The organism is Nocardioides sp. NPDC057767 (assembly GCF_042798275.1).
Classification (GTDB): domain Bacteria; phylum Actinomycetota; class Actinomycetes; order Propionibacteriales; family Nocardioidaceae; genus Nocardioides.
In genome coordinates this window covers 13,041-27,318 of sequence record NZ_JBHVKJ010000067.1, presented here as the reverse complement: position 1 = coordinate 27,318, position 14,278 = coordinate 13,041, and the positions used below count along the sequence as shown (strand labels likewise).

Below are 14,278 nucleotides of genomic sequence, written 5' to 3'. Positions count from 1 at the left end.
CTCGCGTCGGCCGAGACGTCAGTCGGTGCCAAGTCGGCCGACGCGAGTGACGCTTCGGCCGACGTACCCGACGCCTCGGCCGACCGGGGTGACGCCTCGGCGGGGGCACGGTCGTAGGCCATGGCGGTGAGCCAGAGAGTGAGAGCGACGACGGGTACGCCGGCGAGGATCCATCGCCAGATCCACTGGTCGCCGGAGGCGGTGACGAGGATGACGGGGGAGAGTGCGACGAAGAGGAGGATCGCGGTACTGCAGAACCATGGACCGGCTCGGTGGAGTCGGGCCAGGAATGGTCGGGTCATGTCAGGCACCTGGTGTGGGGGAGAGCAGTCAGGGCATGAACCCGCGGGTTCAGGGCAGTCTGGACGATTCCTGATCCAGCCCCCGGAGACCGGCGCACACACGCGCACCACTTCATACCACCAACAGAGCGCTTGGTCACCTGCTCCGGGTGATTTTGACCATATTTCGACGATGGTCGTGGAAGCGGCGGTACGCGCCCGGGCGACTAAGGTGTCGGAGTGTCACAAATGGGTCCAGGCTTCGGTGCGACCGGCGGGGCGATGGGCGGCGGCGGGATCATGCGCAACCTGCGCGCCGACCGGACCGTGCTCCAACGCGGGTTGCCGAAGGGCACCGTCAAGCGCGTCGTCTCCTACGCCGGTCCGCATCGGACCCTGATCGGTGCGTTCCTGCTGTTCACCGTCTTCGACGCTGCGCTCGTGGTGGTCACCCCGCTGCTGACCCAGCGCCTCATCGACGACGGCGTGCTCGACAAGAACCTCTCGCTGGTGATCTGGCTGGCCGCTGCGATGGCGCTGGTCGCCGTGGTCGACATGGCTTTCGGAGTGGTCTCCGGATGGCTCTCGACGCGGATCGGCGAGGGGCTCATCTTCGACCTGCGCACCCAGGTCTTCGGCCATGTCCAGCGCCAGTCGCTGGCCTTCTTCACCCGAGCCCAGACCGGCGCGCTGGTGAGTCGGCTCAACACCGACGTGCTCGGCGCGCAGCGGGCGTTCACCTCGACGCTGTCCAACAGCGTCTCCAACCTGATCTCGGTCTTCGTGGTCGGCGCGGCGATGCTGGTGCTCTCCTGGCAGGTGACGCTGATGTGCGTCGCGCTGTTCCCGATCCTGTTCCTGACCTCGCGCTGGGTCGGGCGCCGGCTGGCCGGGCTGACCCGCGAGCAGATGGACGGCAACGCGGCGCTGGCGACCACGATGACCGAGCGGTTCAACGTCGGTGGCGCCCTGCTGCTCAAGCTCTTCGGCCGGCGCGAGGAGGAGGATGCCGCGTTCGCGCAGCGCGCTGATGTCGTACGCCGCCTCGGGATCCGGATCGCGCTGCTGACGCGTCTGTTCGGGGCGACCATGCAGATGGTGCCGGCGCTGGCGACCGCGCTGGTCTACGGCTTCGGCGGCTGGATGGTCATCCGCGGCGACGTCACGCTCGGCACCCTGACCGCGCTCGGTCTGCTGCTGGTGAGGCTGCTGGGGCCGCTGCAGGCGCTCTCCAACGTACGCATCGACGTGATGACCGCGCTGGTCAGCTTCGACCGCGTCTTCGAGGTCCTCGACCTGCCCTCGCTGATCAAGGAGAAGCCGGACGCGGTCGAGGTGCCCGCCGACGCCGCGTCGGTGCGGTTCCGCCATGTCGCCTTCACCTACCCGCGCGCCGACGAGGTCTCGCTGGCCTCCCTGGAAACCATCGCGCGGCCGGAGAGCCGCGAGGTGCGCGAGGTGCTCTCCGACATCGACTTCGCAGCCGAGCCGGGGGAGATGGTCGCCCTGGTCGGCCCCTCCGGCGCCGGGAAGTCGACGATCACCCACCTGATCGCGCGGCTCTACGACGTACGCTCCGGGTCGGTCGAGGTCGGTGGCCTCGACGTGCGCGACGTGACCCTCGAGTCGCTCGAGGCCGCCGTCGGGTATGTCACCCAGGACGCCCACATGTTCCACGACACCGTGCGCGGCAACCTGCTCTACGCCCGCCCCGGCGCCACCGACGAGGAGGTCTGGGCGGCTCTGGAGGCGGCCCAGGTCGCCGGCGTCATCGAGGGACTTCCCGACGGGCTCGACACCGTCGTCGGCGACCGCGGCTACCGCCTCTCCGGCGGCGAGCGTCAGCGCCTCGCGATCGCCCGGCTGCTGCTGAAGGCGCCCCACATCGTGGTGCTCGACGAGGCCACCGCCCACCTCGACTCCGAGTCCGAGGCCGCGGTGCAGACCGCCCTGGACGCCGCGCTGGCGGGACGTACCTCGATCGTCATCGCCCACCGGCTTTCCACCATCCGCGCCGCCGACCGCATCCTCGTCATCGAGTCCGGGCGCGTCGTTGAGTCCGGCACCCACGAGTCGCTGCTGGCCGACGGCGGGCTCTACGCGGAGCTCTACGAGACGCAGTTCCGGCGCTAGGGCCTGGGTCAGCCCTTCCCGCTGCGCTCCTTATCGTACGCAGCCTGGTAGGCCGCCTTCACGGCCTGCTTCTGGGCGAGCTTGGCGGCCTTCTTGCGGGCGCGTTCGTCGGTCTTCTCGTCATCGGCCGGGGTGTCGTCGTCCGATGCAGGCTCGTCCCGGCTCTGCGTACGGCGCTCGTCGTACATCAGGTAGAAGAACCCGGCGATCGCGAGGACGCCGAAGAACCACCACTGGAGTCCGTAGAAGAAGTGGGGACCGTTGTCGAGCTCGGGGAGGTCGGCCTGGCGAAGCTCGACGGCAGGCTCGGGGGACTCGGTGTCGAGGTGGAGCCAGCCGGTCAGCAGCGGCTCGTCGACCACCTTCGCGACCTGGGTGGAGGAGAGCGCGCGAGTGGCGTGGTAGCCGTCGACCTGGGCGACGTCGGTGGAGTCGCCGGTGCCGTCGGCGCGCACCCAGCCGGTGATCGTGACCTCGCCCGACGGCGGCGCCGGGAGATCATCGAACTCGTCCTGTGACTCGGTCTGCAGCCAGCCACGGTCGACGAGCACCGCGGTGCCGTCGGGGAGCACCAGCGGGACGACGATGTCGATGCCCTTGGCCTCATCAGGGGTGCGGTAACGCCAGATGATCGTGTCGTCGACCGCGTACGTCCCGGTGGCGGTCACCCGCCGCCACTCGTCCTTCTCGGCGACCTCGGTGCCCTCGGCCAGCACCTCGGAGACCGGTGCGGGCGCGGCCTGCTCGTTGGTGCGGACGATCTGGTTGCTGGCCTTGCGGTCCTCGAGACGGTCGAACTGCCACTGGCCCAGCCACCATGTCCCGTAGGCCAGGATCAGCACGAACACCGTGAAACCGGCCCAGCGACGGCTGAGCAGGAAACGGAACGAACTCACGCCACGAGACTAACTGGCATGCGGTCCTCGCTCACGATCCGGGGCGCGGCTGCCTAGACTGGTGTGATGACGACCTCCCCGACAGATCAGGCCCAGCAGAAGCTGGTCGACCGGTTCGGCCGGGTCGCGACCGACCTGCGCGTCTCGCTGACCGATCGCTGCAACCTGCGCTGCACCTACTGCATGCCGCCGGAGGGGCTCGACTGGCTGCCCGGCGACGAGGTGCTCACCGACGACGAGGTGGTCCGGCTGATCGGTGTCGCCACCGGGAAGCTCGGTGTCCACGAGGTTCGGTTCACCGGCGGGGAGCCGCTGGTGCGGCGCGGGCTGGTCTCGATCGTGGCGCGCACCCGCGAGGTCGCTCCCGACGCCGAGCTCTCGATCACCACGAACGCGCTCGGACTGGCTCGGATGGCCGGCTCGCTCGCGGAGGCAGGGCTCAATCGGGTCAACGTGTCGCTCGACTCGATCCGGCCGGAGACGTTCGCCGAGATCACCCGGCGAGACCGGCTGCAGGATGTCGTGGACGGTCTCGAGGCCGCGGCCGACGCCGGCCTGGGGCCGATCAAGATCAACGCGGTGCTGCTGCGGGGCGTCAACGACGACCAGGCGGCCGAGCTGCTCGGCTGGTCGGTCGAGCGGGGTTACGAGCTGCGGTTCATCGAGCAGATGCCTCTCGACGCCCAGCACGGGTGGTCGCGCGACACCATGGTGACGGCCGACGACACCCTCGCCGCGCTGTCGGCGGCGTTCGACCTCACCCCGGCCGAGGAGCCGCGCGGGAGTGCCCCGGCCGAGCTCTTCTACGTCGACGGTGGCCCGGCCAAGGTCGGCATCATCGCCTCCGTCACCCGCCCGTTCTGCGGCGACTGCGACCGGGTCCGTCTCACCGCCGACGGGCAGGTGCGCGACTGCCTGTTCGCGCGCTCCGAGTCCGACCTGCGTACGCCGCTGCGTGCCGGCGCCTCCGATGACGACCTCGCCGCCCGCTGGGTCACCGCGATGGCCGGCAAGCGCGCGGGCCACGGCATCGACGACCTCGGCTTCCTGCAGCCCGATCGCCCGATGTCCGCCATCGGCGGCTAGTCCACTCCGCCGAGACCGCCAGTACTCACTTCTTGGCGACCGGGTTGCCGACGCGGTCGAGAGCGTCCAGGACGAGCTCCCAGTAGCCGTCGACGTCGAGGGTGATCCCGACCTGGACGTTGGGCGGCTCGTCGAGGCGGCCGTGGAGGTCGACGACGGTGGCGCCGCGGGTCCAGCGGCCGGCGGTCTCGGCGGCGACGAACGACTTGTGCCAGGTGATCAGGCCGGGGTCGATGAGCGCGGCGACGGTGCACGGGTCGTGCACCGGGGGAGCGGCGAAGTCGAAGACGTCGGAGTAGGTGCCGCCGAAGAAGCCCATCAGGTCGGCGCACGCCCGGCCCACCGGGTGGTCCATGGCCCGCATCCGCGCGACCACGTCGGGGGTGGCCAGCGCCTGGTGGGACAGGTTGAGCCCGACCATCCGGATCGGCAGCCCGCTGGTCAGCACGAGGTCGAGCGCCTCGGGGTCGGCGTAGGCGTTGAACTCGGCGGCCGGGGTGGTGTTGCCGCGTTCGGTGGAGCCGCCCATGAACACGATCTCCGCGATCCGGGGACCGACCTCGGGGTGGTCACGCAGGAGTATCGCGACGTTCGTGATCGGTCCGGTGGCGACGACCGTGACGGGCGCCGGGGCGGCCAGCAGCGACGTCCGCAGGAAGTCGACGGCGCCGAGCGAGACCGGCGGTGCGAGCGGCTCCGGAAGGTCGGGCCCGTCGATCCCGGTGGCGCCGTGGATGAAGTCGCCGATGTGGGTCTCGCCGGCCAGGGGTGCAGCGGCTCCGGTGGCGACCGGTACGTCGGGACGCCCGGCCAGAGCCAGGATTCGCTGCGCGTTGTAGGTGGCCTTCTCCACCGGGCAGTTGCCGAAGGTGGTGGTGATGCCGAGCAGGTCGATGCGGGGGTCGCCCAGGGCCAGCAGGATCGCGATCGCGTCGTCGTGGCCGGGGTCGCAGTCGAGGAGGACGGGGACCGGGTTCATCGCACAGCCTCCCTGTCAGAACAGCTGATGAGCGACGACGTCCTTGAGGAACCCGCGTGCGCCCAGGAAGTCGCTCAACGACTCCTTGTGTGCGTCGCACGCGAGCCAGATCTTACGCCGCTCGGGCGTGTGGATCTTGGGATTGTTCCACTGCAGCTCCCACGATCCAGGGTCCTGACAGCCCTTGGCCGAGCACAGGTCGGAGTCGAGCGCGCCCATCAGTCCTCGCCCTTCTCGCGGAGCTGCTGCTCGCGTCCGCTGGTGAGCTGGCGCGGGCCGTAGGGCGAGTCCATGAGGTTCATCTCGTCGGTCTTGGTGTTGGTCGCGTTGGCCATCACGACCGCGATGTAGGGCAGGATCAGGGCGGCCGCGATCAGGATCGGCCACAGCCAGGCGATGCCGGCCAGGCCGGCGATCACGGCGCCGATGAAGCAGAGCGAGCGAATCGACATCGAGATGGCATAGCGCTTCTGCCGGATCGCGATGTCCTCGGCGCGGCTGCGCCCCGCCGTCGTGATCCTGATCGGTTGCGCCTTGGACATACCGCCAGTCTAGGTCGTGGCCGATGAGCATCGGTCAATGGTGTGGTCCTCACAGGGGCGCTCCGAACGATCTTGGAGGGTTCTCACAAGCAAAGCCAAGGCATTGGTCGTACGCCGAAGTAATCGCTACCGTCGCGCCTGTGACTGACAGTGAAAACCCCACAACGCAGAGTCCAGCGCGGGCTCCCCGCTCGGTGCTCGTCACCGGCGGCAGCCGTGGCATCGGCCGGGCGATCGCGGAGGCCTTCGTGGCCAACGGCGACAAGGTGGCCGTGACCTCCCGCAAGGGCGGGGCTCCGGAGGGGGCTCTGGACCTGGTGTGCGACATCACCGACCCGGCCGCCGTCGAGGAGGCCTACGCCGCCGCCGAGGCCGCCCACGGACCCGTGGAGGTCCTGGTCGCCAACGCCGGTATCACCAAGGACACCCTCGTCCTGCGGATGTCGGAGGACGACTTCACCTCGGTGATCGACACCAACCTGACCGCGTCCTTCCGGCTCGCCAAGCGGGCCTCCAAGGGCATGCTGCGGCTGCGCCGCGGGCGGATCATCTTCATCTCCTCGGTCGTCGGGCTGTTGGGCAACCCCGGCCAGGTCAACTACGCGGCGTCGAAGGCCGGGCTGGTCGGCATGGCCCGATCGCTCGCGCGCGAGCTCGGCTCGCGGGGGATCACCGCCAACGTGGTCGCGCCGGGCTTCGTGGAGACCGAGATGACCGCGGTCCTCACCGACGAGCAGCAGAAGGCGATCACGGACCGGGTGCCGTTGGGGCGCTACGCGTCACCGGACGAGGTGGCCTCGGCCGTGACGTGGTTGGCAGATGCGGGTTATGTGACCGGGGCCGTGATCCCGGTCGACGGCGGACTTGGAATGGGGCACTGATCATGGGTTTGTTGGACGGCAAGACTGTTCTCGTCGCAGGGGTCACGATGGACTCCTCGATCGGCTTCGCGGTGGCCAAGGTGGCCCAGGAGCAGGGCGCCCGCGTCCTGATCTCCAACTTCGGCCGCGCGCTGTCGATCACCAAGCGGATCGCGAAACGGCTTCCCGAGGAGCCGCCGGTGCTCGACCTCGACGTCACCAACCAGGAGCACCTCGACGGCCTCGCCGACGCACTCCGGGCCGAGGGCGTCGAGCGGCTCGACGGGGTCGTGCACTCGATCGCGTACGGCAACCCCGAGACGCTCCTCGGCGGCAAGTTCCTCGACGGCCCGTGGGACGACGTCTCTCAGGCGGTCCAGGTCAGCGCCTACTCGCTCAAGTCGCTCGCCATGGCGACCCGCCCGCTGCTGGGCTCGGGCTCCTCGATCGTCGGGCTGACCTTCGACGCGACGATCGCCTGGCCGGCGTACGACTGGATGGGTGTCGCCAAGGCCGCGCTCGAGTCGACCTCGCGCTACCTCGCCCGCGACCTCGGTCCCGACGGGATCCGCTGCAACCTGGTCTCCGCGGGACCGCTCAAGACGCTCGCCGCCAAGGCGATCCCGGGCTTCGAGGAGCTCGACGAGGGCTGGGGCACCCGGGCGCCGCTCGGCTGGGACAACACCGACCAGGGCCCTACCGCGAAGGCTGTGTGCGCGCTGATCTCGGACTTCTTCCCGGCGACCACCGGCGAGATCGTCCACGTCGACGGGGGCTATCACTCGCTGGGTGCGTGAGGTCATAGGGTTGCCGCATGCGGACCCTTGTCATCATGCGGCACGCCAAGGCGGAGTCGTCGGCACCCACCGACTACGAGCGCCAGCTGACCGAGCGCGGCCACGCCGACGCGGCCGCGGCGGGCGAGTGGCTGGCCGAGCAGGGCGTGGACCCGGACTACGTCCTGGTCTCGGCCGCCGACCGCACCACCCAGACCTGGGAGGACGTCGCGGTGGGGGCGTCGTGGGACCTGACGCTGGCGGAGTACGACCAGGGTCTGTACGCCGCCGGCACCTCCACCGCCCTCGACCTGATCCGTGAGGTCGATGACGGTCACTCCACGGTCGTCGTGATCGGCCACAACCCCACCATGTTCTCGCTCGTGCAGCTCCTCGACGACGGCGAGGGTGACGACGAGGCCGGCAACGAGCTCGCTCTCGGCTTCCCCACCGCCGCCGTCGCCGTACTCACCTACGACGGTGACTGGTCCGAGCTCGACGAGGCCGAGGCCTCCGTCACGGCGTTCCACGTCGCCCGAGCCTGACCGCCGAGAAGTCGCCCGCGTCGGCCGAGGCGTCGGGCCGGTCGGCCGAGGCGTCACGTACGTTGCTCGAGATGTCACGGCGCTGCCAACTCGGCCGGCGGGAGTGACGTCTCGACAGGTCGGCTGGGCGATACGTGGACCGAGCCTGAGACTGGGCGGCCGAGAAGTCACTCGCGTCGGCCGAAGCGTCACGTACGTCGGTCGAGACGTCACTCGCGTGCCACTCGCCCGACCGGGGTGACGCTTCGCCCGATCTACCTGACGCCTCGGCAGGCCCTCAGATGAGAGGAGGGGCGGGGGTGACGATGCCGGCCTCGGCGTCGGCGGCCTCGATCTCCTCGCGGGAGATCCCGAGGAGATACATGATCGTGTCGAGGTAGGGGACGTTGATCGCGGTCCCGGCTGCCGAACGGACCGCCGGCTTGGCGTTGTAGGCGATCCCGAGCCCGGCGGCGGCGAGCATGTCGAGGTCGTTGGCGCCGTCGCCGATGGCCACGGTGGCGGCCTCGGGGATGCCGATCTCGGCAGCGAACTCGCGCAGCGCGCGGGCCTTGCCGGCGCGGTCGACGACCTCGCCGACCACCTCACCGGTGAGGACCCCGTCGACGATCTCGAGCTCGTTGGCGCGGGCGTAGTGGATGCCGAGGTCGGCGGCGAGCCGGTCGGTGATCTGCGAGAACCCGCCCGAGACGATGGCGAAGCGGTAGCCGAGACGGCGCAGGGTGCGGACCATCGTCCGCGCGCCGGGGTTGAGCTGCAGCCCGGCGTAGACCTCGTCCAGCGCGGTCGCGGGGACGCCCTTGAGATATTTCACCCGACCACGGAGGGAGTCCTCGAAGTCGAGCTCGCCACGCATCGCCGCCTCGGTGACCGAGGCGACCTCCTTCTCATAACCCGCGTGCGCGGCGATCATCTCGATCACCTCGCCGTCGATCAGCGTCGAGTCCACGTCCATGACGATCAGCCGCATGCCGCGGCGGACCAGGTTGGCGGGCTGCACCGCGATGTCGACGCCCTGGGCGGCGGCCTCGGCCGAGAGGGTCACCCGCAGCTCGTCGGGAGAGGCCCCGCTCACGTGCAGGTCGAAGGCGGTGACCGGGTAGCGGGCCAGCCGGATGATCCGGTCGATGTTGCCCCCCGCCGAGGCGATGGTGCGCGTCACGGATGCGAGCGCGGCGGCCTTCAGGGGCAGGCCGAGGACCGTGACCCGGGCTCGGTCGGCAGGCTCGCGCGGCGTGTCCCCGACGCCCTCCTCGATCTCGACGGTCATGTCGAGAGCGTGGGCGGTCTCCTCGATCGCGTGCTTGAGCGCCTCGGTGCTCGCCGCGTCGGCCGGAGCCGTCACCAGCAGCCCGAGCACGAGCCGCGCGCGCAGCACGATCTGCTCCAGGTCGACCACGTCGACCCCCGCGAGCGCTAGCGTCGCCAAGGTGGCCGAGGTCAGCCCGGGACGGTCATTTCCGGCGAGGGTGATCAGCAGGGTGTCGGGACGGCGCTCGAGCGCGTCGAATTCCTCGGTCATCGCTGCAAAGGATAGTGGAGCCGGCGCCCGTGTCTCAGTCCGGCGGCCACACCTCGGGCGATCCCGCCGCGGTGAGCGCCCTGCGGGCCGCGCGATCGAGGCCGACGAGCGCCTCGCGTCGGCGGGACATCTCCGCGGCGGAGACGGCGCCGCCCTCGTCCTCGAGCGCCACCGCGACGATCTCCCGGGCCTGTACGCCGCGGGCGGCGAGGTCCACGCACCGCGCCGGCACCCCGGGCGCGCCGGTCAGGGAGGGCCGGTGACGCAGGTTCATCAGCTGGTCGGCGACCTCGGGCCGCCACCGGGCGACGTCGAGCTCGGCGAGCGCCGTCGCCGACTCGCTCAGGGCGAGCCGCAGGGCCCGGTCGGCCTCACCGACGTCGGGGAGCTGACGGCGCTGGGCCGCGTACGCCTGCCACTCGAGCACCGCGCCGACACGGACGGGTACGAGGCCGATGCCGGCGTCGCACACGACCCCTTCGCCGGCCTCCAGGGCGGCGTCGTTGAAGGCCCTGGGGCCACCCAGCCCGACCGGGTCACCCTCCGCAGGAAAAGCCACCCCGACGGCGGTCGCCCCTTCCGTACGCAGCCGCGCCAGCCCGCTCACCAAGGTGTCCGCCACGCCCTCGGCGCCACCGAGCCCGAGCACGGCGAGCCCGCTGACGGTGTGGGTCGCGTCGGGTCCGATCACCGCGTCGAGCACCAGGTCGGTGACCGCCTCACCCGCGCAGCCACGCCGTCACCCACCACGCCAGGCGCAGCGCCTCAGGGGTGGCCTCGTCCCACGCCGCATCCTCATGACTCACGGGCGCCCACCCTATCCCCGAGCCCACCGACCCCTGCCGATAGATTTGCCGCCATGGCAGCCGTGCTGGAGTTCACCGACGTCACCGTACGCCGCGGGGGCAACGCCCTTCTCGACTCTGTGAGCTGGGTGGTCGAGGAGGATGAACGCTGGGTCATCCTCGGCCACAACGGCGCCGGCAAGACCACGCTGCTGCAGACCGCTGCGGCCCAGCTCCACCCGACCTCGGGCGTGGTGAAGATCCTCGGCGAGCAGATCGGCCGTATCGACGTCTTCGAGCTGCGCCCGCGCATCGGTCTCACCTCCGCCGCGCTCGCCGACCGGATCCCGCGCCAGGAGCTCGTCCGCGACGTCGTGGTGAGCGCGTCCTACGGCGTCGTCGGTCGCTGGCGGGAGCACTACGACGACCTCGACCACGACCGCGCCCAGGAGCTGCTGATCGAGGTCGGGATCAAGCACCTCGGCGAGCGGCGGTTCGGCACGCTGTCCGAGGGCGAGCGCAAGCGGGTCCAGCTGGCCCGGGCACTGATGGTCGACCCGGAGATGCTGCTCCTCGACGAGCCGGCCGCCGGTCTCGACCTGGGCGGTCGCGAGGACCTGGTCTCCACCCTGTCGACCCTCGCCTACGACCCCGACAGCCCCGCCACCGTGCTCGTCTCCCACCATGTCGAGGAGATCCCGCCGGGCTTCAGCCATGTCCTGATGATGCGGTCCGGCCGGATCACCGCCCAAGGCCTGATCGAGGACACGCTGACGGCGGCCAACCTCTCCAAGACCTTCGGCATGCCGCTCGAGCTGGAGGCGAGCGACGGCCGCTACTGGGCCAAGCGCCGCGCCCGCCACACCCGGTAGGCCCTCTACTCCTTCAGCGGCTCGATCGAGGACAGGAACTCGTCCCAGGAGTCGGCCAGGCGCTCCCGCGACACGGGAGTGACCGTGTCCGCGGCATCCACTTCGGTCACCCGGTGCGGACGGTGTCGCCCGAGATGTTGTCGACGACGCGGATCCCGCCGTCGTCGGGGTCGTCGACGAGCTGAAGATCGGAGCCGACGGGCAGCGACCAGATGCCGATGAGAGCAGGCTCGATCTCGCAGAGTCGGTTGAAGTCGACGATCTGCATGTTGGACGAGTCCGCCAGGTACTCGTCCGTGTCGATGCTGGAGAAGATCCGCCAGCCGTTGTCTGCGGCCGCCTTGGAGTCCTCGCGGACCATCCACTTGACCCGGCCGGCGCCGGAGAGCACGTTTTTGGTGGTCAGGCACGCGCCGGCCTTCGGGATGAACTCCATGTCGCTTCCTTCGCTCTTGATCTCGGGCACGACCGCTAGCGGTCGACGCCGTGTTCCTTCACGTACGCCTCGGCTCGGGCAACCATGTCGGGGCGTCGCGGGTACTGCCGGATGTTGTCGAGCACCGTGCGGCCGTCGACGCTCATCTTGGTGAGGTCGAGACCTTCTCGGCCGAAGATCTCGTCGAGGAACGGCGCGATCTCGGACTCACTGAACTTGAAGACCTTCCCGATCGTCTCCAGCGGGGTTCCGTGCCGTGATGAGACCCGGTTCAGATCGGCTCCGGCATCGAGAAGCCGCCGTAGCAGGGGCGTCTCGGCCGCGAAGTCGTGCCTGTTCTGCCCCAGCAGCACATGCAGCGTGGTGACCCCACCGGCCTGCTCCCAACCGGGATCGGCTCCGTCGTCGAGCAGCATGCCGACGATGACCGGACGATTCGCCGGCACCTTCTGAGCCAGCGCGTCGAAGAGGAGGCCGGGGCCCAGGTCGGAGTCGGTGGCATCCGCGGGGCGGTAGAGCGTACGGAACTCCTCGATGGTGCCGCGCTTGGCCAGCGAGCGGAGGCGTTGGCCTTCTTCGGTGGTTCGATCGGCGCTCATGTCTCCACCCTAGCCATGGTCCTCGTCATCATGAGATTGGTTGCGCAGAGGGTCCTCGACCCGGTAGTTGTCGGCGTCTCGGTAGCGCTCGAGGAAGTCCTCCTTGGAGATGCGATGGCTCATGTAGTCGTCGTGAAGGCGCCGGTACTCCTCGCCAGGGACGTGGCCCATGTCCCAGACACCCTTGCGGGACTGTCCGGGTTGCCAGGTGACCTCGTACCAGTCGCCATCCCGGTTCTGGACCCAGACCGCACCGTCAGCGTTCTTGGCGTTCTCCCATACGTCGTCGACCTGACCGTCGGCGTACTTGGGTCGCCGCTTCGGGTTGGCGTAGGGGAGCTTCTTACCGTCCTTGTCCTTGCCGCGTTCGGGTGGCGCGTCATTCCCCGGGTTCGAGCCCGGCCGGTTGCTGTCGACGGAGTCGGCCAGGTCGCTGTCCTGGTCACGACGCTGCTCGACGTCGTTCCGGAGCCTGTCGGCCTCTTTGCGTTTGCGCTCTGCCAGCCTCACCATCACGTCGCGCAGGGTGTGTACCGCGGTCTCGCGGGCGTCCTCGACGGTGTCGGACAATCTGTCGGCCATGTGGACTCCTCAGGACGCGAACAGCGGAAGCGCGGACAGGCGGGCGGCGAAGTTGTGGCCGATCTCGAGCTGGTCGAGACCACAGTCGTCGATGGCGGTCGCGATCTGATCCATCAGGTCGAAGCCGAGGTCGACCCCGGCGACGTCATCCCCACTCGTCACCAGAGGGGCCTCCATCGCCATGATCGCGAAGTCCGTGATCGTGCCCGTGAGCGGCTCGATCACCATGGACGCGACCTGGCCGATCAGCTCGTCCATCGCGATGTCGGTGGCGATGTCGAGTGCCTTCTTCCGGGCGGCGATGATGGCGGCGTTGGCGGCCAGGCTGGCGCCGGCGGTGACCACCGCGGTGGCGGCGGCTGCCGCGATCTGCGCTGCCGTGATGGTCAGCTCGGCGATGACCTTGACTTTCAGTGCCACGACCGCGTCGGCCAGGATGTCGATGCCGGACGCGACCTCGGGCAGCGCGTCGAGCAGCTGATCCAGGTTGGAGGTCCGGTTGTCGGCGTACGCCTGGATCAGAGCGCTGACCGACTTCGACTTGGCTCCCTCCTGGAGCTCGATCAGCCGGCCCTCGAGCCGATCCAGCGTGTCTCGTACGTCCGATTCGAGCTCCCGAACCAGCTGCGCCGCGTCACGGACCGCGTCCTCGTCGACGTTCGGCCACTCGTAGCCGAGCAGATCGAGGACATGGTCCAGCTCGGCCGGGATCGTCATCCCCATTCCTGAAATCCTCCCGAAAGTTCGCCCGGATCGAAGCCCAGGAGCAGGTTCCTGGGGGATGTGGAACGCTACCGGCAGCCACCGGAACACCGCGACCCGATTTCGATGCGCACGCCGGTGCGAAAACATCCCCGCGCCACGAACACCATGCCGCTAGGGTGACGTCATGGACTGGCAGGACTGGGACTGGGCGATCTGGACGGCACTCGGAGCGCTGCTCGTCGTCGGAGAGCTCTTCAGCCTCGACCTGATCCTGCTGATGCTGGCGACCGGCGCCTTCGCGGGTGCGGTGACCGGCGCGTTCACCGACAGCTTCGTGATCCAGGCGATCGTCGCGCTGGCGGTCTCGGTCTCCATGCTCGCGGTCGTACGCCCGGGGCTGGCCAGGCGGCTCCACAACGGCCCTGAGATCCAGATCGGCGCGCAGAAGCTGATCGGCGTCCAGGCGGTCTCGACCGTCGAGATCAGCGCCCACAAGCCTGGGCAGCTCAAGCTCGAGGGCGAGCTCTGGACCGCTCAGCCCTATGACGAGACGCTCGTGATCGCGGCCGGCACGCCGGTCGAGGTGCTCGAGATCAGAGGAGCGACGGCCTACGTCCATCCTCTTCCGGAGCTCGGGACTCCGTAGTTTTCCGGGCAACCTGACGCAACCGAAACAGAC

18 protein-coding genes are annotated in these 14,278 nt (G+C 69.6%); 7 read left to right on the top strand and 11 right to left on the bottom strand.

Features of this window, described 5'->3' with window-relative positions:
* On the bottom strand, window positions 1-302 hold a 302-nt coding region (locus ACFVDI_RS25090; RefSeq protein WP_378911505.1), incomplete at its 3' end, for a hypothetical protein.
* A gap of 228 nt (window positions 303-530) precedes the next feature.
* Between ACFVDI_RS25090 and ACFVDI_RS25085 the strand changes: the two genes are divergently transcribed.
* Window positions 531-2,414, top strand: coding sequence for an ABC transporter ATP-binding protein (locus ACFVDI_RS25085; protein ID WP_378911506.1), 1,884 nt, complete (start codon window positions 531-533; stop codon window positions 2,412-2,414).
* 8 nt (window positions 2,415-2,422) lie between these two features.
* Here the strand turns inward: ACFVDI_RS25085 and ACFVDI_RS25080 are convergent, their stop codons facing one another.
* The gene (locus tag ACFVDI_RS25080) at window positions 2,423-3,310 is read right to left on the bottom strand and encodes an SURF1 family protein (protein ID WP_378911504.1); all 888 of its coding nucleotides are present in this window, start codon (window positions 3,308-3,310) and stop codon (window positions 2,423-2,425) included.
* Window positions 3,311-3,376: 66 nt separating this feature from the next.
* On the opposite strand from ACFVDI_RS25080, the gene moaA reads away from it, so the two are divergent.
* Complete coding sequence (gene moaA, locus ACFVDI_RS25075; RefSeq protein ID WP_378911503.1) at window positions 3,377-4,396, top strand: GTP 3',8-cyclase MoaA; 1,020 nt, start codon at window positions 3,377-3,379, stop codon at window positions 4,394-4,396.
* A 25-nt stretch (window positions 4,397-4,421) separates the two neighbouring features.
* Here moaA and ACFVDI_RS25070 read toward each other — a convergent pair whose 3' ends face one another.
* The 3 genes from ACFVDI_RS25070 to ACFVDI_RS25060 are packed head-to-tail and all read right to left on the bottom strand — an operon-like array spanning window position 4,422 to window position 5,917.
* Window positions 4,422-5,375: a nucleoside hydrolase gene (locus ACFVDI_RS25070; RefSeq protein ID WP_378911502.1), complete on the bottom strand. Its 954-nt coding sequence runs from the start codon at window positions 5,373-5,375 to the stop codon at window positions 4,422-4,424.
* Window positions 5,376-5,390: 15 nt separating this feature from the next.
* Window positions 5,391-5,594: an acetone carboxylase gene (locus ACFVDI_RS25065; protein ID WP_378911501.1), complete on the bottom strand. Its 204-nt coding sequence runs from the start codon at window positions 5,592-5,594 to the stop codon at window positions 5,391-5,393.
* Window positions 5,594-5,917, bottom strand: a complete 324-nt coding sequence (locus ACFVDI_RS25060) for a DUF3099 domain-containing protein (RefSeq protein ID WP_328530235.1) — start codon at window positions 5,915-5,917, stop codon at window positions 5,594-5,596. Before ACFVDI_RS25060 ends, ACFVDI_RS25065 begins: the two co-directional genes overlap by 1 nt.
* A 140-nt stretch (window positions 5,918-6,057) precedes the next feature.
* On the opposite strand from ACFVDI_RS25060, the gene fabG reads away from it, so the two are divergent.
* Genes fabG through ACFVDI_RS25045 form a run of 3 tightly spaced genes read left to right on the top strand, consistent with a single transcriptional unit; the run spans window position 6,058 to window position 8,098 of the window.
* A complete protein-coding gene (gene fabG / locus ACFVDI_RS25055) occupies window positions 6,058-6,798 on the top strand; it encodes a 3-oxoacyl-ACP reductase FabG (protein WP_378911500.1) in 741 nt (246 codons plus the stop codon).
* 2 nt (window positions 6,799-6,800) lie between these two features.
* Window positions 6,801-7,574, top strand: a complete 774-nt coding sequence (fabI, locus tag ACFVDI_RS25050) for an enoyl-ACP reductase FabI (protein ID WP_378877236.1) — start codon at window positions 6,801-6,803, stop codon at window positions 7,572-7,574.
* A 17-nt stretch (window positions 7,575-7,591) separates the two neighbouring features.
* Window positions 7,592-8,098 carry a SixA phosphatase family protein gene (locus ACFVDI_RS25045; protein WP_378911499.1) on the top strand — a complete coding sequence of 169 codons (507 nt, stop codon included), beginning with the start codon at window positions 7,592-7,594 and terminating at the stop codon, window positions 8,096-8,098.
* 277 nt (window positions 8,099-8,375) lie between these two features.
* On the opposite strand, the gene serB is transcribed toward ACFVDI_RS25045, so the two are convergent.
* Together serB and ACFVDI_RS25035 are read right to left on the bottom strand one after the other, a co-directional pair.
* Complete coding sequence (gene serB / locus ACFVDI_RS25040; RefSeq protein ID WP_378911498.1) at window positions 8,376-9,620, bottom strand: phosphoserine phosphatase SerB; 1,245 nt, start codon at window positions 9,618-9,620, stop codon at window positions 8,376-8,378.
* A gap of 34 nt (window positions 9,621-9,654) precedes the next feature.
* Window positions 9,655-10,323 carry a hypothetical protein gene (locus ACFVDI_RS25035; protein ID WP_378911497.1) on the bottom strand — a complete coding sequence of 223 codons (669 nt, stop codon included), beginning with the start codon at window positions 10,321-10,323 and terminating at the stop codon, window positions 9,655-9,657.
* 156 nt (window positions 10,324-10,479) lie between these two features.
* Between ACFVDI_RS25035 and ACFVDI_RS25030 the strand changes: the two genes are divergently transcribed.
* The gene (locus ACFVDI_RS25030) at window positions 10,480-11,277 is read left to right on the top strand and encodes an ABC transporter ATP-binding protein (RefSeq protein ID WP_378911496.1); all 798 of its coding nucleotides are present in this window, start codon (window positions 10,480-10,482) and stop codon (window positions 11,275-11,277) included.
* Window positions 11,278-11,383: 106 nt separating this feature from the next.
* Here ACFVDI_RS25030 and ACFVDI_RS25025 read toward each other — a convergent pair whose 3' ends face one another.
* Genes ACFVDI_RS25025 through ACFVDI_RS25010 form a run of 4 tightly spaced genes read right to left on the bottom strand, consistent with a single transcriptional unit; the run spans window position 11,384 to window position 13,617 of the window.
* Window positions 11,384-11,713 carry a DUF2185 domain-containing protein gene (locus tag ACFVDI_RS25025; protein ID WP_378911495.1) on the bottom strand — a complete coding sequence of 110 codons (330 nt, stop codon included), beginning with the start codon at window positions 11,711-11,713 and terminating at the stop codon, window positions 11,384-11,386.
* Window positions 11,714-11,748: 35 nt separating this feature from the next.
* Entirely contained in the window at window positions 11,749-12,312 is a 564-nt protein-coding gene (locus tag ACFVDI_RS25020; RefSeq protein ID WP_378911494.1) for a hypothetical protein, read from the bottom strand.
* Window positions 12,313-12,321: 9 nt separating this feature from the next.
* Window positions 12,322-12,894 (bottom strand): HNH/ENDO VII family nuclease, encoded by a 573-nt coding sequence (locus ACFVDI_RS25015; protein ID WP_378911493.1) that lies wholly within the window; start codon window positions 12,892-12,894, stop codon window positions 12,322-12,324.
* A gap of 9 nt (window positions 12,895-12,903) precedes the next feature.
* Entirely contained in the window at window positions 12,904-13,617 is a 714-nt protein-coding gene (locus tag ACFVDI_RS25010; RefSeq protein WP_378911492.1) for a hypothetical protein, read from the bottom strand.
* 166 nt (window positions 13,618-13,783) lie between these two features.
* Here ACFVDI_RS25010 and ACFVDI_RS25005 point away from each other — a divergent pair, with 166 nt between their 5' ends.
* Entirely contained in the window at window positions 13,784-14,245 is a 462-nt protein-coding gene (locus ACFVDI_RS25005) for an NfeD family protein (protein ID WP_378911491.1), read from the top strand.
* Window positions 14,246-14,278 lie beyond the last annotated feature (33 nt).

Coding starts and splice junctions, on each gene's coding strand:
- ACFVDI_RS25015 (WP_378911493.1), bottom strand. CDS start 12,894: ATGGCCGACAGATTGTCCGACACCGTCGAGGACGCCCGCGAGACCGCG.
- ACFVDI_RS25060 (WP_328530235.1), bottom strand. CDS start 5,917: ATGTCCAAGGCGCAACCGATCAGGATCACGACGGCGGGGCGCAGCCGC.
- ACFVDI_RS25010 (WP_378911492.1), bottom strand. CDS start 13,617: ATGGGGATGACGATCCCGGCCGAGCTGGACCATGTCCTCGATCTGCTC.
- ACFVDI_RS25065 (WP_378911501.1), bottom strand. CDS start 5,594: ATGGGCGCGCTCGACTCCGACCTGTGCTCGGCCAAGGGCTGTCAGGAC.
- serB (WP_378911498.1), bottom strand. CDS start 9,620: ATGACCGAGGAATTCGACGCGCTCGAGCGCCGTCCCGACACCCTGCTG.
- moaA (WP_378911503.1), top strand. CDS start 3,377: ATGACGACCTCCCCGACAGATCAGGCCCAGCAGAAGCTGGTCGACCGG.
- ACFVDI_RS25030 (WP_378911496.1), top strand. CDS start 10,480: ATGGCAGCCGTGCTGGAGTTCACCGACGTCACCGTACGCCGCGGGGGC.
- ACFVDI_RS25085 (WP_378911506.1), top strand. CDS start 531: ATGGGTCCAGGCTTCGGTGCGACCGGCGGGGCGATGGGCGGCGGCGGG.
- fabI (WP_378877236.1), top strand. CDS start 6,801: ATGGGTTTGTTGGACGGCAAGACTGTTCTCGTCGCAGGGGTCACGATG.
- ACFVDI_RS25045 (WP_378911499.1), top strand. CDS start 7,592: ATGCGGACCCTTGTCATCATGCGGCACGCCAAGGCGGAGTCGTCGGCA.
- ACFVDI_RS25025 (WP_378911495.1), bottom strand. CDS start 11,713: ATGGAGTTCATCCCGAAGGCCGGCGCGTGCCTGACCACCAAAAACGTG.
- ACFVDI_RS25020 (WP_378911494.1), bottom strand. CDS start 12,312: ATGAGCGCCGATCGAACCACCGAAGAAGGCCAACGCCTCCGCTCGCTG.
- ACFVDI_RS25070 (WP_378911502.1), bottom strand. CDS start 5,375: ATGAACCCGGTCCCCGTCCTCCTCGACTGCGACCCCGGCCACGACGAC.
- ACFVDI_RS25005 (WP_378911491.1), top strand. CDS start 13,784: ATGGACTGGCAGGACTGGGACTGGGCGATCTGGACGGCACTCGGAGCG.